A 22211-nucleotide genomic window follows, 5' to 3' on the forward strand; every position below is an offset into this window, starting at 1 on the left:
CGCCCCCTCTAGATGGAAATTTAACTTTAATTTATTCTCGCAGCAGGTTCAACATTCCTCGCTGTATCTCTCCGGTCTCTCCTACTTCGATAATGTACAGGTAACTACCAACTGGCATCTGCTTACCATTATAGGTTCCATCCCACATCATATCAGCATCCTCAGTGTAGAACAGTCGCTCTCCTCCTATATCCATAACTGATATTCTGACCCCTGAGTAATACCGGAGTGCAGACACGCCCCAGGCATCATTTACTCCGTCTCCGTTTGGTGTAAATGTATTTGGAATCTCCAGTTGCTCTAGAGGAGTTCTTGATCTGGTAATTGCAAAATCTTTTTCCAGTACATTTCCTGCTTGGTCTTCTACTCTAAGATGTACTGTAAACTCAGTTCTTCCGGAAGCTTCGTCTGCACTGCTCCAGAACAGGATACCATCGATTACCTCGAAGTAGTCATTGTCCGCTACTCCTTCAGGTAAGCTAAGCTGGTGTTCAGTCCCTGCCGGATCAATCACCGTAAAGGCTCCTATCTCCTGGAAGTATTGGTCTGGGATGGCAGTGAAGCTGTTTTCACTCAACAAAACATCCTCAGGTTCAGGTTTAGCAAGTACGGTGATTTCCAGCACAGGCTGCAATTCATCAGGATTGAATAATCCAGCAGGCAACTCAGCCTGGCCTTGGTATGCTGTGGTACCCGCAGTCATAGCATCATAGCCGCTCAGATCCCACCAGTCCACCGGAACATTGATAAATACTCCCTGAGCAGTGATCACCACTACCTCGGTCGGCAATTTCAATTCTTCGGTAGTGGTTCCCCACAGTACTTCTAAGCTCTGAGGTACAAACTCCGTGATGGATCTCTCATTGACATAATCAGGAATACCATCTTCATCTACATCAAGGAAATCTTCCTCATCATTCAGATCAGTACCCTGTTGCTCTTCAACATAGTCTGGAACTTGATCATTATCGCTATCCAGGTAGTCACCAGAGTCTTCTGGATGGGTACCTTGCTCAATTTCCACATAATCTGGAACAGCATCTTCATCGGTATCTTGATAGTCTGAAGCATCGGTAGGATCGGTGCCTTGAAGTTCTTCCACTCCATCTGGCACCCCATCTCCATCACTGTCCACATCTTCACTTTCAACAATCATAAAGTCTGCACCTGTAAAGTCTATGGTATAATTGCCTCCCGCATTTAAACTTCCCAGTGTGATAAAGTAGCTCCCTACTTCCTCTCCAGCTTCTCTAGACAAAGCTCCTGTCAATATCAGCTCGCTATCGGTAGCTTGGAAGCCTGAAGCACTGTAAGTAAACACTGGGTCAGTCATACCAAACTCTTTGCTTTGACCTTCATCTGCCACCACCGTCAAGCTGGCTGGGGTGATGCTCAAATCAGCAGTTAGGACAACCTCGGTTATGTTATCCCCGCTGATCGTCGCTGTCACTTCTTGGGTTCCTACCTCGGTTCTACCGTTGTTCGTGTAGGTCACCGAAGTGCCTGCTGGTAGAGTTCCAGATATCATCAGACTCTTCTCTGTGCCATCGTATGTGAAGGTTTCGTCAGTGAATGTGATACCTACGATCTCAGCTGGCGTGATAGTCAAGTCTGCTGTCAATACCAAGGTATTGTAGTTAGACCCTGTTATAGTCGCGGTCACTTCTTGAGTTCCTACCTCGGTTCTACCGTTGTTCGTGTAGGTCACCGAAGTACCTGCTGGTAGAGTTCCAGATATCATCAGACTCTTCTCTGTGCCATCGTATGTGAAGGTTTCGTCAGTGAATGTGATACCTACGATCTCAGCTGGCGTGATAGACAGGTCTGCTGTCAATACCAAGGTATTGTAATTAGATCCTGTGATCGTCGCGGTCACTTCTTGAGTTCCTACCTCGGTTCTACCGTTGTTCGTGTAGGTCACCGAAGTACCTGCTGGTAGAGTTCCAGATATCATCAGACTCTTCTCTGTGCCATCGTACGTGAAGCTTTCGTCAGTGAATGTGATACCTACGATCTCAGCTGGCGTAATAGTCAGGTCTGCTGTCAATACCAAGGTATTGTAATTAGACCCTGTGATCGTCGCGGTCACTTCCTGGGTTCCCACCTCGGTTCTACCGTTGTTCGTGTAGGTCACCGAAGTACCTGCTGGTAGAGTTCCAGATATCATCAGACTCTTCTCTGTGCCATCGTATGTGAAGGTTTCGTCAGTGAATGTGAGACCTGTTATCGTTGCTTTGCTAATGGCAAAGTTGGCTCCTGAATAATTGATCGCATAATTGCTTCCAGCGTCCAATGTTCCTAGGCTGATTGCGTAGCTTCCTACATTTTCGCCTGCTGCCCTTACCAAGCTACCGGTTAGAATACCTGCATCATCTCCGTTTTCAAAGCCATTTACCTGGTATGTCAAGATTGGATCGGAGGTTCCAAAGACTTTGCCCTGGCCAGGATCCGCTGTCACATTCAATACCTTCTCTGCGATTTCAAAATCAGCAGAGGTGAAGTTGATTGTGTAATTGGCTCCTGCATCAAGTGTACCTAATGTGATCGCATACATTCCAACATTTTCCCCTGGGACTCTTGAAAGTGCTCCAGAAAGGATTGAGGTATTATCTCCATTTCCAAAATTAGAAGCCGTGTAATCATATACCGGATCTGCTGAACCATACACTTTCGCCTGGTCAGGATTGGCTGTGATGTTCAGCGTTCTTGGAGTGATGCTAAATTCAGCTCCGTTGAAGTTGACGGTGTAATTGGCTCCTGCATCTAGCGTTCCCACGTTAATTGCATAAGATCCTACATCCTCTCCGGCCGCTCTGGCCAAAGCTCCACTCAGGATACTTACATCATCTCCATTTTGATAGCCACTAACCTGGTAAGTGAATACCGGATCAGCATCTCCATAAACCTTGCTTTGTCCTGCATCTGCTGTGATAGACAAGGTAGCAGGAGTGATTTCAAAGTCTGCACTCGTAAAGTTGATCGTATAGTTACCCCCAGCCGCTATGGTGCCTGGCTGGATCGCATACGTACCGACATTTTCTCCTGCTACACGGATCAGCGAACCGGTAACTACAGCAGCTTCTGAATCGCCATTTTCCAATCCAATGACTGTATAGGTGAACACAGGGTCAGCATCTCCATACACCTTGCTTTGCCCTGCATCAGCTGTAATAGACAAGGTAGCAGGAGTGATTTCAAAGTCAGCACTCGTAAAGTTGATCGTATAGTTTGGACCCGCATTCAGTGGTCCCAGATTGATCGAATATGTGCCTACATTTTCTCCCGCATCTCGAGCCAAGTCTCCTGAAAGGATTCCCGAATCATCTCCGTTTTGATAACCATTCACCTGATAGGTAAATACCGGGTCAGCATCCCCATATACTTTGGTTTGTCCTGCATCAGCCGTAACATCCAAGGTGGCAGGAGTAACCTCAAAGTCTGCTGGAGTGAAATTGATCGTATAGTTTGGACCTGCATCCAAAGTACCTTGGTTGATCGCATAGGTTCCTACATTCTCTCCAACTGCTCTTGCAAGGGCACCGGTTAAGATGGTTTCATCATCTCCAGCTTCGAATCCAGTAGCGGAATACGTGAACACTGGATCGGCATCACCATATACTTTATTCTGACCGGCATCTACGCTTATTGTTAGGATTTTCTCTCCGATGGTAAAGTCGGCTCCAGTATAGTTTATCGTATAATTCAGTCCTGCCGTCAGAGTACCCTGATTGATTGGATAGGTTCCTATATTCTCTCCAATTGCTCTTTGTAATTCTCCAGTTAGCACATTTTCAGTATCCCCATTTTTCAGACCACTAATCTGATAAGTGAATACCGGATCAGCATCTCCATAAACCTTGCTTTGTCCTGCATTTGCTGTGATAGACAAGGTAGCAGAAGTGATTTCAAAGTCTGCACTCGTAAAGTTGATCGTATAGTTACCCCCAGCCGCTATGGTGCCTGGCTGGATCGCATACGTACCTACATTTTCTCCTGCTACACGGATCAGCGAACCGGTAACTACAGCAGCTTCTGAATCGCCATTTTCCAATCCAATGACTGTATAGGTGAACACAGGGTCAGCATCTCCATACACCTTGCTTTGTCCAGCATCAGCTGCAATAGACAAGGTAGCAGGAGTGATTTCAAAGTCAGCACTCGTAAAGTTGATCGTATAGTTTGGACCCGCATTCAGTGGTCCCAGATTGATCGAATATGTGCCTACATTTTCTCCCGCATCTCGAGCCAAAGCTCCTGAAAGGATTCCCGAATCATCTCCGTTTTGATAACCACTCACCTGATAAGTGAATACCGGATCAGCATCCCCATAAACTTTGGTTTGTCCTGCATCTGCCGTAACATCCAAGGTAGCAGGTGTGATCTCAAAATCTGCTGGAGTGAAATTGATCGTATAGTTTGGACCTGCATCCAAAGTACCTTGGTTGATCGCATAGGTTCCTACATTTTCTCCAGCTGCTCGTGAAAGAGCCCCGGTTAAGATGGTTTCATCATCTCCAGCTTCGAATCCAGTAGCGGAATACGTGAACACTGGATCGGCATCACCATATACTTTATTCTGACCGGCATCTACGCTTATTGTTAGGATTTTCTCTCCGATGGTAAAGTCGGCTCCAGTATAGTTTATCGTATAATTCAGTCCTGCCGTCAGAGTACCCTGATTGATTGGATAGGTTCCTATATTCTCTCCAATTGCTCTTTGTAATTCTCCAGTTAGCACATTTTCAGTATCCCCATTTTTCAGACCACTAATCTGATAAGTGAATACCGGATCAGCATCTCCATAAACCTTGCTTTGTCCTGCATTTGCTGTGATAGACAAGGTAGCAGGAGTGATTTCAAAGTCTGCACTCGTAAAGTTGATCGTATAGTTACCCCCAGCCGCTATGGTGCCTGGCTGGATCGCATACGTACCTACATTTTCTCCTGCTACACGGATCAGCGAACCGGTAACTACAGCAGCTTCTGAATCGCCATTTTCCAATCCAATGACTGTATAGGTGAACACAGGGTCAGCATCTCCATAAATCTTGCTTTGTCCAGCATCAGCTGCAATAGACAAGGTAGCAGGAGTGATTTCAAAGTCAGCACTCGTAAAGTTGATCGTATAGTTACCCCCAGCCCCTATGGTGCCTGGCTGGATCGCATACGTACCTACATTTTCTCCCGAATCTCGAGCCAAGGCTCCTGAAAGGATTCCCGAATCATCTCCGTTTTGATAACCACTCACCTGATAGGTAAATACCGGATCGGCATCCCCATACACTTTGGTTTGTCCTGCATCAGCCGTAACATCCAAGGTGGCAGGAGTAACCTCAAAGTCTGATGGAGTGAAATTGATCGTATAGTTTGGACCTGCATCCAAAGTACCTTGGTTGATCGCATAGGTTCCTACATTCTCTCCAACTGCTCTTGCAAGGGCGCCGGTTAAGATGGTTTCATCATCTCCAGCTTCGAATCCAGTAGCGGAATACGTGAACACTGGATCGGCATCACCATATACTTTAGATTGACCTGGGTCAGTTACTATATTCAATACATTCGGCACTACTACTATAGTCACAGCCACATTCAATTGAGCAGGATTCCCATTGACATCGGTAACTGTATAAGTGATGTTATTGACACCTTCATCTGTTCTGTCGAATAAAGTTTGACTTAACAATTGAGTTTGAATTCCACAGGCATCTGTCGACCCTTCTTCTATCATTGATGGTGTCAAACTCACTGTACCAAAGGCATCCACATTTAAGGTGATAGATGACTTAGCTTGGATGGTTGGTGGGATATTATCCTCAACTATCACGGAAGTTTCAGCATAATCTGAATTACCAGCCTCATCGGTTGCAATTAACCTTACTGTATTCGGGCCAACATCTGTACAATCAAAGCTATTGACATCTAATGTTAATTGAATATCTCCTGAAGCTGAATAATCATCTGAAATTGGACTGGCTAATAAGTCAGACGGAGATATACTTGGCGCATTTCCATTGTTATCCAATTGAATTGTTAAACTACCTATCACTACAGGGGCTGGTGCTTTGGAATCTATCACCACGGATAAAGGATCAGAATCACTGAAATTACCCGAAACGTCTTTGCTTCTAGCTGTAAAATCATGTGATACGGCTGTTAAACCTGGTATTGGACTCAGTTCAGACGTCGGCGTAAATTCCCATTCACCTGAATTAGTAGAGGTGGTTTCACCCAGCGAACCCTCTACAGAACTGAATATCTCTATAGTAATATTCGGATCAGCCGTACCCCGCAGCGTTGGAGTCCTATCATTGGTGAGATCATCGCTGTCACTAATTCCCGAGTCGCTGGAAGACACCAGATCAGGAGTACTAGGAGCATTGATGTCATCATTTAGAATGGTCAAAGTAGCCCCATCTGAGATGTCGATATCCCCACCGGCAACAGAAGTTGGCAATAGGTTACTCATTGAAATAATTACTGTCTCATCAGACTCTGGTATAGCATCAACTGTAGGAGTTACAATGAAGGTCTGTGTTTCACCGGATGTACCTGCAAAAGTTAAAGTTTGGGCGGTAACGGCTGTATAATCACTATCCGACGTGGTAGCGGTTCCATCAGCCGTACTTACATTTACATCAAATCCTCCATCTACTGCATTATCAAGGGTTAGGGTTACTGTTATGGCTCCGTCATCTTCCTTGCCGCTCACATCAGCGATAGTCACTGAAGCTTGATCGTCATTTGAAATCGTCAAAGTAGCTGCATCGATAATGTCTATAACTAAGGAAGTACCAGAGAGGTTATTCATAGTAAGAGACACCGTTTCATCTATTTCTACCTTGCTATCATCTGTAATTGGAACTTGGAAAGTTTGGACTTCCCCTGCGGAACCAGTAAATGTCAATGTTTGGCCTGCTATAGGACTGTAGTCGTTATCAGCAACTGTTGCAGTGCCATCTGCTGAACTTACATCTACCGTAAATCCTCCCTGCACTGCGTGATCTAAAACAGCACTGATAATTGCATTTCCATCTGACTCAATGACTGATACATCAGCTATGGTTACAGCAGCCGCATCATCATTCAGGATTGTACCTATGCCAGATGCATCTGTGATGCTAACATTTGTACCTGTCGGATTACTAAGTGTTAGCGTGAGTGTCTCATCAGGCTCTAGGACCTCATCCCCTGTAATGCTTATATCTACAGTTTTATTGCTTTCTCCTACTGCAAAACTTAGTGTTCCACTTGAAGCGATATAATCAGATCCGGCCGTTGCCGTTCCATCAGAAGTAGCAAAATCTACCGTAGCACCACCCACTGGTGCCGGTTGCGACAGGGAAACGGTAAATGTAAGATTGCTTGAACCCGAGTTGCCTTCTGATACGGTAGGATCATCGATGGAAATTTGAGTTTGAACAGATGTAGTGAAACTCCATACTGAAGAATTAGGTATTCCGCCAAATGCATTTCCTGCTTCGTCCTGAAATGCGCCATTGTTCAGCATGATATAATACTCCGTACCTAAAGCCAGATCAGAAGTATTAGTAAAGGTGACAACTCCTCCAGATATAGAAACCAGGGCTGTATTGGTCACATCAAATGTTCTCACTACTGCATCATCACTCACTCTGTGCACAGTCAAATTACCAGTATTGGCCACTACATCTTCATTAAATGTGATGACAAAGTCTGAATTCAAACTCACATCCGTAGCATTATCAGCCGGACTAAGGGCAGTTATAGCTGGAGCATTGTTATCTAGTGTATATTCATTCTCATTGGTTTCTGTAGGAGCGGTGTTGACTAGGGCATTACCAACCATATCAGTAATGTTTTGGCCAGCGGCAAAGTTTAATGAAACCAGTTCATTCAGACTAGCCATATTTCCACCGGAAACTGTCACGTCATAGACAAAGCCAGATCCGGAAACTCCAATTGATGCTCCAGTAGGGCCTGTTAAACTAAAATCACCGGAATCCACTCCAGAAACATCCTCAGAGAAGGTTATCCTAAATGTAACAGCATCTGCATTGGTTGGATTTGATGTTGGATTTTGTCTTTCTATTCTGGTCACTAGTGGAGCTATAGCTTCTACTAAAACAGCAGCTGTAGACCCCACACTGTTCAAATCCAGTTCTGCATCTACAGCAAAAGAATTCTGGATACTCCCTCCATTCAATGAAACAATTCCGCCAACAGAGATTCCATCTGTATCCAAATCCCCTGGCTGCACGGTGTATCTGAAGAGCAAAGCAGAAGATCCAGAACCAGAAACGTATTCTGCATCATAAACTGTGCTCCCAACAGTTACTTCAAAACTTGGAACACCACTCACTGTTACCGCTTCGGAATAGTTAACACTAAAATTCAGGTTCTGAGTCGCTGAATAAATGCCATTGGCAGGAACTGAAACCGATGTGACCGAAGGAATCTCCCGAACATCGATATTGATTGTACCAAATGACGCACCTACAGTTCCATCATTCCCCGCTAATCCAATACTACCGGCATTATCTCCTATTACCCCTGGATAGCTGGTAAATTTAATCGAGGAAGGATCACTTAGGAAGGAATTTAAATTTGAAATAGTGCCGGTTATGGTCCAACTTCCAGGAAAAGGATGGCCGAAATAAACATCAACTCCTGGATTAAATGAAATGGTGCCTCCCAATGCCACAATTGTAATTGTTAACAAATCATCCACTGCCGCATCTGGATCTCCAAAGGTAGCGCCAGATAGATCAATTTTACTTGCTATGCCTTCAGCAACAGAAATATCTGTAGGCAAACCAGTAAAGAAAGGCGGCTCGCTGGCCAATTTTCTAACGGAGTATTGGACTGTTGGACCGGTATTACTCAAAGTATCCGTCAAATCTACAGAAAGTGTAATGTCACCATCTGCCATCCCACTCAAGTCAACATTGGAAACGGTCTGGTCGGGTGATGAAATTGTGCCTGATCCCGAAACGTTACTTCCTCCGGCCGATGACGTAAATAGATAATTATAAGTAGAACGCTTTTCAGCATCGGTGAAGGTAAAACTTACATTGGATGAATTGGAAGGAAGAATCGGATCCTGATTAATCTGTACAGAATAACCCGATGGGGGACCAAAATCTTCATCCTGAATCGTAATGGTCAACTGATTCGGGGTGCCTTTAATTGCATTGGTAGGGGGCTCCATATCTATGATTATCGTCTCATCTCCTTCTTCTATTTCATCAAATAGTGACGTAACCCGGATACTGTCCATAAGTGCTCCTGCAGGGATGTCAATTCTCGTTCCCGTTACAACATAATCAGTACCTCCACCTGTGGCTGTTCCAGAAAAAGTGAGCGGAACTGAAACATTAGCCCCTGCCACAGCATCCAATTTCGCTCTTACATAGGCTTGACCACCACTTTCATCTGTAATTGGGTTAAAAACCCCTAATACCTCTAAAGTTGCTGTGGGCGGGGAATCATCTTCAATAATTGTATAAGTCACCTGTTGAACACCATCCTCAATCCCATTGCTTACCGAGGAAATATCTATCACCACTGTTTCATTTCCTTCGTAGAGGGCATCTGGAACATTTAAAATATTCATAGTGCCTGAGGTATTCCCAGATGGAATACTAATGCTAGTACTTGAAACAGAATAGTCTACTATACCTACAGCTGAACCAGAAAAGGATAAATTCACTGTAGTATTTGCTCCATAAGCGTTTGATAAAGTGGCAGTAACCACATTGGGGGTCGTTTCTGATTCCTGCCTTGAAGTTGGACTTACTCCAAGGGTTACTGTCGGAACTGGGGTGACATTAAGAGTCGCGATATAATTGCCACTACTGTTCACTGTCCCGTCATTCACTTCAAATTGAAATGAGGTATCGGTAGATCCATTTTGAATGTATTGGAGATTTCCGGCATCCAGATTCGCTTTACTTACCTGTGTCCCAACTCCCACGGCTTCACCAGGATTGAATGAATCACTGTTATTGGCATCTAGGTAAAGCGTGCCTGCTCCCGGAACAGATTCGATCAGGATATGGCTGAGTGGATTCCCATCACCGTCGGAATATCCAAAATTAGCAGTTGAAAAAGTATGGGTAAGATTTTCGAATGGCCCATTTGCAGCTGTAAAGCTGGCTGCGGTGGGTGGGGAATTGGCACTTATAATAACCCCCGAAAAATTATCAACTAGGACAGCTTCGAAATTTCCTGCGGTAATTTCGATTAAGTCTACCGTAATTCCAGAGCTCCCATTAAAGGTCAATGTCCCAATATCCCCGAAGTTCATCGTTTGAGATGCAACTAATCCCCCACTTAATTTTCCTGTTACTTTAACATTGTGATAGCTATTAAACCCACCAATATTATCTATATCTATACTTTTAAATATAAAAGGGCTACCATCATTTCTCCGAATCGTAACTCGTTCTAAATTAGTATCAGTAATACCTCCAGACAGAATATTTAAATTACCTCCACTTTCATTATGAGCAAAATCACCTCCATCCCCATCCGGGGTAAACAAGTAATCTATTTGAACACCATTATAAGTTCTACTAAAACTAGTGACAAAATCAGGGCCTGATTGATTAAAAGTCTCTGTAAAAGCCTGTCCAAAAGTAAATTGAAAAGTAAAAAAGAAAATCAAAATGGTCGGAACCCATTTTAAATTGATAAAACAGTAAAGGTTTTTCATCGGAACTCAGGTAAAAGGGAAATAATCTAATAAATGACAACTCTGGCTAAAATGAAATCTAGCTAGCTCATTCTTACTATTGCCCCCTAGATCAGAAGGTCAATACCAAGAATAAAGCTAGCTTGATCAAGTAAATACTTAATTTCTGGAAGGGAAAATTCCATTTAATGCGATCACATAATTCATGGCAATGAATGGTTCCATATTGTTAAAAGGAATACTTCCTCCGGTGTTGCCTGTAGATAAAACATTGCCTCCGGCGGTATTCAAAGTAACATCAGGAGTTTGATTGTTATAAATAGCTGCAGGTCTGCCACTTGCTACAGGGGAAGCTAAGGTAGTTGCACCATTTGTGCCAGGCACTTGCTCTGTAGCATTTTGGCTACTTGCATTTACAGGAGATGGAGCAACGGAATGGTTATGCGAAGGAATGTTGGTGACATTCAGCGTGGTAGTTTCAGCTCCACCTTTTGCGCCTTGGGCACGCAAAGAAAGTCCCGGCCCATGGCCCATCCCAATTGGGGCTCTTCCTCTCAGATCAGGTAATGCAAAAGTAGTCCTTCCATCTCCCCCATAAGTAGTTCCCAAAAGCGAAAACAAGGCAGTGTAAGACGAAATGGGTAAAATACTGCCATCACAAAGTGCCCAGCCTCTTGGTGCGAAGTTAAAACCCACCATCATAATTTGTCCTAGAAAAGGTTCCATAAATAAAGAATTTAGTTTAAAATAATTATATAAAATTGAAAATTAACTTCTACAAAATCCATACGTGTAAACACGTATTTTTCAGGACAGAACCACTATTCACCCTAGATAAAAACCTATAAAACAACCATTTACACACCCTGGGGTAGGTTCATCCTGATCAAAAGACCCGCTGACATGCAATACACGCTCTCTTTGCACCATGATCCAGGAGACCTCATTTTCACTCTCCCGCCCTGATAAACTGATGCGAAGATAACCTTTGCCTTTATTTTCACTAATCGCACATTCAAACTCAAACGCTAACTAGACTAATGTCAACAGGGAGTTCACCTGCCAAGATTTACTCGCTAAAAGGGACTAGTTCAAGCCGGAATCCTCGTTGACCCCTACTTCAAAAAGTCTTACAGCGGAATTCCTACATAAATCACTGCAATCGTAATCCTCCTCGGTTAAAATCAATAAATAAGCGCTCCTATCCAGTAAACAATAATCCATCGATTATATCGGTAATATTGAAAAATAAACCCGCAAACGCAATCAAATCAAAATTATTATACAATCCCTCTATTTATTCAAATCAGCTCTAAAAGCAAAAAGACAAAGTATAATTATACTTATAAATAATACAAAATGAGTTTTAAATACATTAAACCTAATTTCAACATTTAATTTACTGAAAAATGCATCTACATTTTCAAATTATCTAGCACAACCAACCGGAATCCTGCAACAAAAAAAGACCCAATCCCTCACGTTGTTTGGGATTGACTTAAAGTTTTAAAGTAGATTGCTTAGTTTCATTGCTGAATAAACCTCCTTATTGAACCCTTATGGATTACACCCAAACAATACTTGATTTCTTGAAAGAAATAGGAATACCCACAGAGGAAGTACTTTTGGACTCCACAACCTTCCTGCCTGGAGTGCAGATCAAGCAGGGCAAACTGCACTATGATCCAACTAAGCTGGAATTCCCCGGCGATTTAATTCATGAGGCTGGCCATATTGCCCTGATGACACAGGAGGAAAGGAAAACCATAATCGGAAATGTCAAAGAATACCGAAATCCTGCTCAGGACGATGAAATGGGAGTGCTTGCCTGGTCCTATGCTGCCATAAAACACCTGGGCATTCCAGGTGAGCTGCTCTTTCATGAAGGAGGCTATCACGGACAGGCCCAAGCGCTTTTGCGTGGATTTGAGTCCGGACAAATCCTGGGGCTTCCGCTTCTGGTATGGATGGAGTTAACAGATTATGATACTTACCCAGAAATGAGGAAATGGATCAGAGAATAACTTCAGGCTTGTAAAATCAGGTTTCTCAGCCAGTCGTTGAGTACTAGGTCTATGACCAAGTGGACTCTTGGAAACTCACTTTTATTGCTCACCCGATGTGGCTTGGATAGTTTTAAGTACCAGCACTCCCCAGCTTGCATCAGTACACGTTTTTGATCCAGAAAAAAATACACTTCAGTATTGGTCAGAACCGGCACATGTATTCTAACCGAATCCTCATCCAAATCATAATCCTGATGTTCCTTGATTTCTGATAGGGGGCCCAGCCTCATCATCCTTACCGATTGGTACTTGGTTTCAAATCTCTCCAGCAACCCCTTGATGTAAGGAACTTTGTCCAAAAATAAAGTGGGCACAAAACAGCCATCACCGGGAACGGCAGAGGCCATGAGCACCGGGTGAACTCTACCTTTTTGGGCGGTAAGAGGCAAAACAGCCCAATCTCCATCATAATTTTGACTTACGAAATGGTCCACCCAATATTCCTGCTCCAAAGTAGCCAAGGAAGCTGCTAACTGTTCCCCGTCAAAATGGAAAGGAAGTTTTACTCGATCTCGAAATGAGTTCATAGGTTTTGTCCCTTTACTAGTCTAGCTGGCATCAGCCATGCTATTCCCCCCAAACATATACCAAAATTAGGTTTTCATACGCCCTATTCATCTAGAAAAGCTACTTTTGTGTAGCTTACCAATCCAACTGATGAATTACCATTCCGACCAAGTTTACCAGAATATAGATTTTTCCGAGTCAGTATCTCACCCCTCCGAATACGAAAACTGCAGCTTTGAGAGATGTAACTTTCAAGGCTTGAACATTTCCCATAGCATATTTGATAATTGCACCTTCACAGCCTGTGACTTTAGCAATGCCAAGGTATCCCAAGTAGCTTTCAGACAGGTGCGTTTTGATAACTGCAAGATTCTTGGGGTGCATTTTCATGCATGCAACCCTTTCTTGCTGGAGTTTTCCTTTCAAAACTGCCAAATGGACTACTGTAGCTTTTACAATCTCAAGCTCAAAAAATCCACCTTCACTCAATGTAGGTTGACAGAAGTGGATTTCACCGAAGCTGAATTAACTGCCTCTGATTTTCGCGGATCGGACCTTAGTGGATGTACTTTCGACAGGAGCAATTTAGAAAAGGCAGATTTCCGAAACACCCAGCATTTGCAACTTGACCCAGAGCTCAATCGCATCAGGGGAGCAAGGTTTGATTTGGATAGTTTACCAGGCTTGCTGGGCAAATACCGGATCAAAATAGGTTAAATGGAGGTGGTCAGCTTATCATCTTGAAGCTATACAGATACGGTGCTTTGTGGGACCCTCCAGAGTACAGTTTATCGTGACGCTCTAGAATATCCAAAGCAAGCATTTTCCGCTGGAAATTGGCCCGGTTTAGCTTTTCTCCCAAAATAGCTTCGTAGAGTTGCTGTAAATCTTTCATGGTAAACTTCTCCGGCAGTAGATTCATACTGAGGAGCTTTTGGTCCAGATGAGTGCGCAGATGCTCCAGGGCTTTGGACACGATATCATTATGATCCATCATCAGCTCAGGCAAGCTATCATAATCATACCAATCAATGGAGTCAGACAGCTCATCAGGGGTTGGGGTTACATTTTCATAATTGATCAAGGCGTAATACCCAACAGTGATAAATCGACCCAGCAGCCAGTGATCTGAAGTAACTTCCTCCCCTTGCTCCTCCATGATCCTACGCATGACTTGCGGGCTATACCTATCCATGGAGCCAAAGGTGTGAAACTGCTCCAGGTAGATCTCCTCCAACCCTGTACGCTCCATCAGTCCTCGCTTGACTGCATCATCCAGGTTTTCGTCTTTTTTGATAAAACCGCCCGGCAAAGCATGGGTTTTCAGGTTATGATATTCTAGCACGAGAATCTTCAATTTTTCTCCTGAGAAACCAAAAATCACAGAGTCATACGATAAATTTGGGATATATTCTGTAGCCAAAGGGGTCATATTTTAAACTTGTGGAGCAAATAGCAACAACTGACGTTTCCCCAAAAATAAGCATTAACTATTGTTTCACAGCGATACAATAAATTCTATTTTTTGAAAACTTCACTATTTATCAGCTACAGCACTACCCCTCCTCAGTAAACACTATGACAAATGAGCAAAAAATAGCCTCTCCTAATCTTTCCTTCCCACCAGTACCATCCTAATCGTATTGTAATCGTATTTGTCCTCAAAATGAATCCGTAGTTCCTGAGGAGATTTTTTGTTTTCAATCTCTGAATTGATCTCGAATATCACCTCCTGGGGCAAGCAGTCTTCCAGCTCCACCTTACCGGCAGCGATCCCTTTCACCAAATGCCCCTTGATGGTGGATTCGGCCAAGCCCCGCTCCACCACTATATCCCCTATACTTTTGCCAGCATGAATCATCCCATATGTAATCTCATAAGTCTCCCCTACTTTTCGCTTCAGATTCGCTTTTCCTGACTTTTTTCTACCGGTTTTGGTACTGGCAAATTTTGGGTTTTCCGCGGCAGCCTGTTTGGCTTTTTCCGCCAGCTCAGTTCTAATTCGACTTTTTTCAATATCCAGATCGTTCATTTTTCCCGGAATATCACCTTGCAAAATAGCAGTCACTACCCGCCGTACCTTGCTGATATCACTGTACTTTCTGAGCAAAATCACCTCCAGTTCTTCAAGGCCATTCACATAGGTTTTGGTTCTGGAAAAACGCTCCACCTCTGCTCTATGAACCAGCAGCTTTCGTAAAACATCTTTCAGAAAATCCTGAAAATAGGCCGTCCCTTTTTCTAACCTTTCTACCAGTTTGCTCTGATCATTTTGCTGTAAAAGCAGCCGGAGCTGATTGCCAAATCTGTAAGCTGTATTCTGCTGTCCTGCTACCAAAGTAGTCATGTCCTTCACGGCCACCTGCATTTCAGGATCTTCAAACTCCATGGTACTATCATGCTTACGCTGAAAGCCCTGCAGTTCAGATAAAAGAGACTGCAAGTCAAAACTCCCGTCCAAAAGTGAAGTTATATAGTTTTGCTGGAATACTTTCAGCTGCTCCTCCAACTTGGACTGGGTATTCGCGGCTTCCACAAATGCCGTCACCTGTCCGTCTGATTGCAAGGCCGTCGGATGGATTTTGGTCAATAAGGTGAGGCCTTCTAGACTTCTTAACCGGCTCAAAGCCACATATACCTGTCCGGGCGCAAAAGCGCTGCCTACATCTATCACTGCCTTGTCAAAGGTCAATCCTTGGCTTTTGTGAACGGTCACCGCCCAAGCGGTTTTGATGGGATATTGACTGAAAGTTCCGATCACTTCTTCGTCCAGTTCCTTGGTTTCAGCATTGATGACGTATTTTTTATTTTCCCAAAGCTCCTTTTTCAGCACATATTCAAAACTCCCTCCATCTAGCTTCACACGAATGTCATCTTCGTCTAGAGCGATTACTTTCGCCAACTTACCATTGTAGTAATCCCCATTTCCTGATGAATCATTTTTGATAAACATCACTTGCGCCCCTACTCTTAACTCTAGGGTTTTGGGCAAAGGATATAGATTTTCCGGAAAATCATTTTCCACCTCTGCTTCATAATACATGGAGTCTCCAGGGAGGGCCAATAGTTTTTCCCTATTGATTTGGTCTGCCTTATAATTATGCGTAGTGATGGTGATGCAATCCTCCAAGTTCTTCAGTTCATCCTGAGTCTTGAAGTGCCGGTTGAGCAGTCGGATATCCTCGTCCTGTACTTTATTTTCGCGCAGATGATTCAGCACGCTTATAAAATCCTCATCCTGCTGTCTGAATATTTTATCAAGTTCCAAATAGACCAGTCCCGTTTCCCTCAGTACCCGTGCTTCAAAAAAATGCATACCCGGATAAAACCTGGACAGCACCTGCCATTCCTGATCTCTGACTATGGGTGGCAGCTGAAACAAATCACCTATCATCAGCACCTGTACCCCTCCAAAAGCTTCCTGAAAATTTCGCTTTACACTCCTGAGCCTATAATCAATCGCATCCAGCACGTCCGCCCTCAACATGCTGACCTCATCGATTACCAGAAGCTCTACAGATCGAAGCACACTCCTGCGAAATCCACTGATGGGATGCCTCCTCCCTAGCGTATGCTGGGTAAAACAGCCATACTGATCAGTGAAATTCCCCTCGGGCTCTCTAGAAGGCAAGAAAAAACCTAGTGGTAATTGGAACTGGGAATGAATAGTCACTCCTCCAGCATTCAGCGCTGCGATCCCGGTGGGCGCTACTACCAAATGGGTCTTGTGCGTCTGCTGGGCCAGACTTTTCAGGAAGGTGGTTTTGCCTGTCCCTGCTTTTCCTGTCAAAAAAATCGGCGCTCCGGTGTTATTTACAAATTTTGCCGCTAGCTCCAGTTTATCGGTTACTTGATTTCCCATATAGCGAAACTACTATTTTTTTAAAAATGAATCTAACTAAAAGCCAGGTCTAAGCTTTACTTGACCTTTACAATTCTGAACCTATCATACCTCTCAACTCCATTAAAGTTAGTGAAATGATTAGCTTTTAAAGTTACAATTTTTTGCGAAAGAGATTGCCCAAATAGTCCTTCTTCCACACAAGAACCTGCTGCTTAGCACCTCTCAGTCAACCATTAAGGGCATGGAATAAAACTTGCCTAATTATTACCTACACTAACCCACTTTAACCATGAATACTGAATACAATTTTCCAATCAGCTGCAGGACGGTAGCTGGATGTGATGTAAAAACCATAAAAGAAGAATCCGTAGGCACCATCAAAGATATCATGGTAGATACTGAGACCGGAGACGTAGCATACATCGTGCTTGAGCTACACAGAGACTTTCTCAATCTCGGAAATAAGTATCTGGCATTGCCTTGGGAGGCATTTGATTTTCACGGACAGCAACGCAAGGTAATTTTAGTCAAAGCGGATAAAGAGAAACTGGAAAACGCACCTGGATTCGAAAAGGACAGTTGGCCGGTAGGATCCCAGCATCAGTTTATTGGCGAAATAAAGTCATACTATGGATATGACAGGAGAAAGGTGCTGATTGAATAGGCAAAGTACCGATTCATCCTGTTTGGCTCTCCAGTTTATGGGGAGCCTTTTTTATTCACCGTCTAATTACTTGCAAGAACCCAATTCAAAACTTCAATATTCACTACTTACCTTCTCTTGCCATCATCTGGGGGATCCTTCTCCGACATAATCAATTGTGCGAAGTCTCCGGGCACTATTTCTAGTAAACCTTCCCGCACTGAGTTCCAGATCAGATTAAATACTCCCCGATATTTATTACGCTCGGTTTGAAACTCAGCCCTTTTATAATTCCCTTTTTCCGGGAGGTTATCAGTGGACGTGAGAATATTTGCCACCAAGCTCATCAGTTTTTTCTTCTGGGCAGCGTCATCCAATAAATCCAGGTGTAAATCCGAATAATCAAACCTCATGGAATTTGAAGATGCATATTGGTTGGCATTCATGGAGATTTCCAGGTTTTTCACTTCACCGGAGGTAATTTCTACATTTGAAATATGACCTATAATGGCATTTAATTCCTGAAGATTGAAACTCCCCACTTTACCCTTTAGAGAAAATTCATCATTGGTATAGGGTACAGTCACGTCCATACTCATCTGCGCAAACCCATTCAACACAGCTTCCCCATAAATGAGCATTTCTCCATGTTGCAAGGAATCTAAGGATGAAATATTGGTGATTTCGGCACTTAACCTTTCAAAGTTCAAATCATAAGGCTGTGATTTTCCCGGAGGAATCTCCGAATAAGTGATCAGCGAATTTGTCAGTCTGACTGTATCTAGCTCCAGAGGAAATGGAATTTTCTCTACCATCCCTTCAAACATGGGCTTCTCAGGCTCATCTGGCGGGCGTTGTTTGTTTTTATTTCGCACATCATGAAGCACCAGACTATCTATGGTCGCCAGTCCCGCAAAAATCGACCAGTTACCATACACTGTACTTCTCGCATTGAGCCTTTCGATACGCACATTTTTCACTTCCACTTCTATGATGTCAAGCTGATATTCCGCCCGCTTAGACGCCTCTACGGCAGAATCCTCAAAGCGAAGACTCAAACCTGTAATATCAAAAGCATCAGCCTTGGAGTCTAGCACAAGCTCCTCTATGCGGAAAGTCTGCTCAGGATTCAGGTTCACTTCCAGATTGCTCATTCTGGTCTCTATACTTTCCAATTTGAAGGGAATAGCATGATTGACCAAGGCGGAATCAGTAGTAAGGTTTTTTGCTGTAATGCTCAATCCATCGAAGCTCCCAAACTTTCTTAAAGTATCCGACTGGTTAAACAGTTCTGCAGAGCCATCTCTCAAACTAAAATTCCGGATCACTCCTCTGGACACCAAGTCTCCGAATAAATTTTGAAAGGCATTGGAAAAATTCCCCGGCTTTTTCTCCACCGAATCCTGATGGACCAACACAAAGCTCGGACGCTCCATACTTAGCTGCCCCACTTCGATCACATCCCCCATCAGGAATTTCAACATACGCACATCCGCGAGCTCCAGAGAATGCATATTCCCATTGATCGAAGTGGACATCCCTTCTTTCAGCGGGTGGAGTGAGATTTCCCGCATCTCTATACTTTGCCTTAGCAGGTGAATTTCTATGTCCTCAAAAAGCACATCGTACTGCCTGTCCGCATTTGCATTGATGCGGGATCGGAGAGTTTCTGCCAGGTATCTCTCTAAAGCAAAAGTACCCGCTACTCCCACTATGATGATGACACCGAGAATCCAAAGGAATTTTTTCAAAAGAAATCAGTTAGTGAACCCGTATTTGGAGCTGCCCAAAATTGATCCTGTACAAAGCAAAATAGCTAGAATAAATACTCAATCCAATCAGCTGTTGTCCTGAATTGAATCTCTATTAATACAAAGTTTAAACCAATACCCTACCTGATTTCTACCTGTATCTACTATTTTTACCCAGTAGCTAAGTTATTTCAACTACTTTCACCACAAAAAATTAATGAAAGCCAAAATCTCCGTTCTGCTTTTCTGCTTTTTGATTATTGCCTCACTGGCCCAGGCACAGGATGATCAGCCTATATTCAAGGTGATGACCTATAACATCTACCATGGGGCTACGCCAGACTCCCTTTCCAAACCCAATCTAGAAGAGATTGCTAACCTGATCATACAGACACAACCTGAGGTTATAGCCTTTCAGGAGGTAGATTCCATGACTACGAGAAGTGTAGAGATTTTTGGAGAAAAGACTAATCTGATCGCCGAGCTCAGCAAATTGACAGGCTATAGAGGCTATTTTGCCAAAGCGATGGACTATGCAGAAGGCGGGTATGGAGAAGGGTTACTGGTCAAAAAAGGCTCAGAATATTACACCCAAAAACTCCCAACTCCAGTAGGTGGAGAACCTCGGGCGGCAGCTTGGGTAAAAGTAGAATTACGCAACCAACAGCGCTTATATTTCGGAGGAACTCACCTCTGTCACCAATTCCCGGAAAATAGAATTGCCCAGATTGAGGCATTAACTTCCTATGCTGATACCCTGGCCTACCCGGTTTTCTGGGCAGGAGACCTGAATTTTGATCCCAGCTCTGAAGCCTACCGTAACGTCCCGGATAAGTGGGCAGATGCCGGAAAAGTAGCCGGAGATGAGACCCCGACCTTTGACTCAGAAGCAGGCAAAAGAATTGATTATGTGTGGTTTGATCCGGAACATTTTGAAGTGCTGGACTACCAGGTTTTAGATGTGCCTTTTTCGGATCATTTCCCTGTATTAGTAACGCTTAGATTAATAAAACCTTAACCTCTTATGATGAAGAAATCACTCCCCCTGCTTTTGCTCTGCTTAGCAGCTATCGGCTTTTCCTTTCAGTTTGCTTCTCACCAGGCCAAAAACCCTGACTGGGAAACTCTTTTTAATGGAAAAGACCTGCAAGACTGGACGGTAAAAATCCGAAAACATGAACTGAACGAAAATTTCGCCAACACTTTCCGAGTAGAAGACGGTCTGATGAAGGTACGCTATGACGGCTATGACCAGTTTGACCAGCAGTACGGACATATTTTTTACCAAAAACCCTATTCCTATTATCTCCTACAGGTGGAGTACCGCTTTGTAGGTGAGCAGGCAAAGGGCGGCGAAGGCTGGGCTACCAGAAATAGCGGCGCCATGCTTCACTGCCAAGATCCTAAAACCATGCTAAAAGACCAGGATTTCCCTATTTCCATAGAAGCTCAGTTTCTCGGTGGCAACGGCAAGAACCCTAGAAGCACCTGTAACCTCTGCACCCCGGGTACGAATGTGGTTATGGATGAAAAATTAATCACTAGCCACTGCGTGACCTCCTCTTCACAGACCTACCATGGAGACCAGTGGGTCACCGCCAATTTCATAGTCATGGGAGATGGTCAGGTTCACCACATGGTGGGCACAGACACAGTGATCAGCTACTCCCAAGCGCAGATCGGAGGCGGAAATGTAGCCCCGGTAGATCCTAAGGTAAAACAAGATGGCAAATTGCTAAATGGAGGATACATTTCACTGCAGAGCGAAAGTCACCCAATTGATTTCCGAACGGTGAGAATCATCGATCTCAGCAGCATCAAAGATGATGAGGAGAAATTACAGGAATTGGTTCATGAAAAGTTATCGGAGAAATAAAGTCTTCCTTTGGAACCTCCGCATTTCAATTTCTTAAATTCCCTTAATGAACAGCAAATTCAGTTTTTTTGGCTCTCATTTTGAAACAGACCAGGTATAACTAACCATTTTAACTATGAAGAACTACCTTACTTTAATTCTGGCCATTGCTTTTTTTGCGCCAGCACTGGCTCAAGATGACATGTCTGTTCCTCTGATTGAAGTGGAGGGATATAGCGAAAGAAAAATTGCTCCAGATGAAGCTAATTTCCAGATAAACCTGGAAGAAAAAGCCATGAAAGTGCCTGATGCCGTTCAGGTATTGAACAAAAAAACTGAGCGCCTGGCCCAAGCCTTGAAAAAAGCTAAAATCCAAGATTACAAGTTGATCGCAGACAATTATTCGGTTAACGTAAACCGGATTTACCGCAGCGGGTCATCCAAGGACTCCGGGTACGTAGCCCGTCAAACCCTAAGAGTGGTGACGAGTAGCAAGAATGAAGATCTGCAAAAAATCGTAGAGGCCATCCAAAATGCAGGCGACATGAGCTATAACCTGAGCTTTCAGGTGTCTGAAACCACCGAGAAATCCCTGCAGGACGAGATGCTGCGTGAAGCCCTAAAAGATGCAGAACGTAAAGCTAAACTGATCTCAGAAACCCTGGGAATCAGAAGCATTCAGGTGCACCGGGTTTCATTGGAAGCTCAGCCTGTAACCTATCCTAAAATGGAAATGATGCGGGCTCAAGCTGATGGCGCAGCAGCTCCTCCCATGCTCAACCCCGATGATCAGCGACTGCAAAAACGGGTAGTCGTGAAATACACATATTAATGAAACGGTCGCTTCGGCGGCCTTTTTTTGTAGATTCGATC

General features: G+C 43.8%; 12 protein-coding genes. 6 read left to right on the forward strand and 6 right to left on the reverse strand.

Annotation, left to right across the window (positions count from 1 at the left end; genetic code table 11):
- Window positions 1-31: 31 nt before the first annotated feature.
- Together PBT90_RS12145 and PBT90_RS12150 are read right to left on the reverse strand one after the other, a co-directional pair.
- Window positions 32-10693, reverse strand: coding sequence for an MBG domain-containing protein (locus PBT90_RS12145; protein ID WP_270129482.1), 10662 nt, complete (start codon window positions 10691-10693; stop codon window positions 32-34).
- Window positions 10694-10831: 138 nt separating this feature from the next.
- Entirely contained in the window at window positions 10832-11398 is a 567-nt protein-coding gene (locus tag PBT90_RS12150; RefSeq protein ID WP_264810855.1) for a phage tail protein, read from the reverse strand.
- Between the two features lie 833 nt (window positions 11399-12231).
- On the opposite strand from PBT90_RS12150, the gene PBT90_RS12155 reads away from it, so the two are divergent.
- A complete protein-coding gene (locus PBT90_RS12155; protein ID WP_264810856.1) occupies window positions 12232-12696 on the forward strand; it encodes a hypothetical protein in 465 nt (154 codons plus the stop codon).
- A 2-nt stretch (window positions 12697-12698) separates the two neighbouring features.
- On the opposite strand, the gene PBT90_RS12160 is transcribed toward PBT90_RS12155, so the two are convergent.
- A complete protein-coding gene (locus tag PBT90_RS12160; RefSeq protein ID WP_264810857.1) occupies window positions 12699-13265 on the reverse strand; it encodes an aspartyl/asparaginyl beta-hydroxylase domain-containing protein in 567 nt (188 codons plus the stop codon).
- A gap of 130 nt (window positions 13266-13395) precedes the next feature.
- Here PBT90_RS12160 and PBT90_RS12165 point away from each other — a divergent pair, with 130 nt between their 5' ends.
- The gene (locus PBT90_RS12165; protein WP_264810858.1) at window positions 13396-13962 is read left to right on the forward strand and encodes a pentapeptide repeat-containing protein; all 567 of its coding nucleotides are present in this window, start codon (window positions 13396-13398) and stop codon (window positions 13960-13962) included.
- Between the two features lie 10 nt (window positions 13963-13972).
- On the opposite strand, the gene PBT90_RS12170 is transcribed toward PBT90_RS12165, so the two are convergent.
- Both PBT90_RS12170 and PBT90_RS12175 read right to left on the reverse strand, forming a co-directional pair.
- Window positions 13973-14677 carry an NUDIX hydrolase gene (locus PBT90_RS12170; protein ID WP_264810859.1) on the reverse strand — a complete coding sequence of 235 codons (705 nt, stop codon included), beginning with the start codon at window positions 14675-14677 and terminating at the stop codon, window positions 13973-13975.
- 174 nt (window positions 14678-14851) lie between these two features.
- On the reverse strand, window positions 14852-17107 hold the full coding sequence (locus tag PBT90_RS12175) for a helix-turn-helix domain-containing protein (RefSeq protein WP_264810860.1): 2256 nt from the start codon (window positions 17105-17107) through the stop codon (window positions 14852-14854).
- A 271-nt stretch (window positions 17108-17378) separates the two neighbouring features.
- Between PBT90_RS12175 and PBT90_RS12180 the strand changes: the two genes are divergently transcribed.
- A complete protein-coding gene (locus PBT90_RS12180) occupies window positions 17379-17753 on the forward strand; it encodes a PRC-barrel domain-containing protein (RefSeq protein WP_264810861.1) in 375 nt (124 codons plus the stop codon).
- Between the two features lie 107 nt (window positions 17754-17860).
- Here the strand turns inward: PBT90_RS12180 and PBT90_RS12185 are convergent, their stop codons facing one another.
- On the reverse strand, window positions 17861-19483 hold the full coding sequence (locus PBT90_RS12185; protein WP_264810862.1) for a DUF748 domain-containing protein: 1623 nt from the start codon (window positions 19481-19483) through the stop codon (window positions 17861-17863).
- A 217-nt stretch (window positions 19484-19700) separates the two neighbouring features.
- Between PBT90_RS12185 and PBT90_RS12190 the strand changes: the two genes are divergently transcribed.
- The 3 genes from PBT90_RS12190 (at window position 19701) to PBT90_RS12200 (ending at window position 22170) form a co-directional block, all read left to right on the forward strand.
- On the forward strand, window positions 19701-20501 hold the full coding sequence (locus PBT90_RS12190; protein ID WP_264810863.1) for an endonuclease/exonuclease/phosphatase family protein: 801 nt from the start codon (window positions 19701-19703) through the stop codon (window positions 20499-20501).
- Window positions 20502-20510: 9 nt separating this feature from the next.
- The gene (locus PBT90_RS12195; RefSeq protein WP_264811444.1) at window positions 20511-21359 is read left to right on the forward strand and encodes a 3-keto-disaccharide hydrolase; all 849 of its coding nucleotides are present in this window, start codon (window positions 20511-20513) and stop codon (window positions 21357-21359) included.
- A 115-nt stretch (window positions 21360-21474) separates the two neighbouring features.
- Window positions 21475-22170 (forward strand): SIMPL domain-containing protein, encoded by a 696-nt coding sequence (locus PBT90_RS12200; RefSeq protein ID WP_264810864.1) that lies wholly within the window; start codon window positions 21475-21477, stop codon window positions 22168-22170.
- Window positions 22171-22211 lie beyond the last annotated feature (41 nt).

It is taken from the genome of Algoriphagus sp. TR-M9, assembly GCF_027594545.1.
In the GTDB taxonomy this organism is placed as follows: Bacteria; Bacteroidota; Bacteroidia; order Cytophagales; family Cyclobacteriaceae; genus Algoriphagus; species Algoriphagus halophytocola.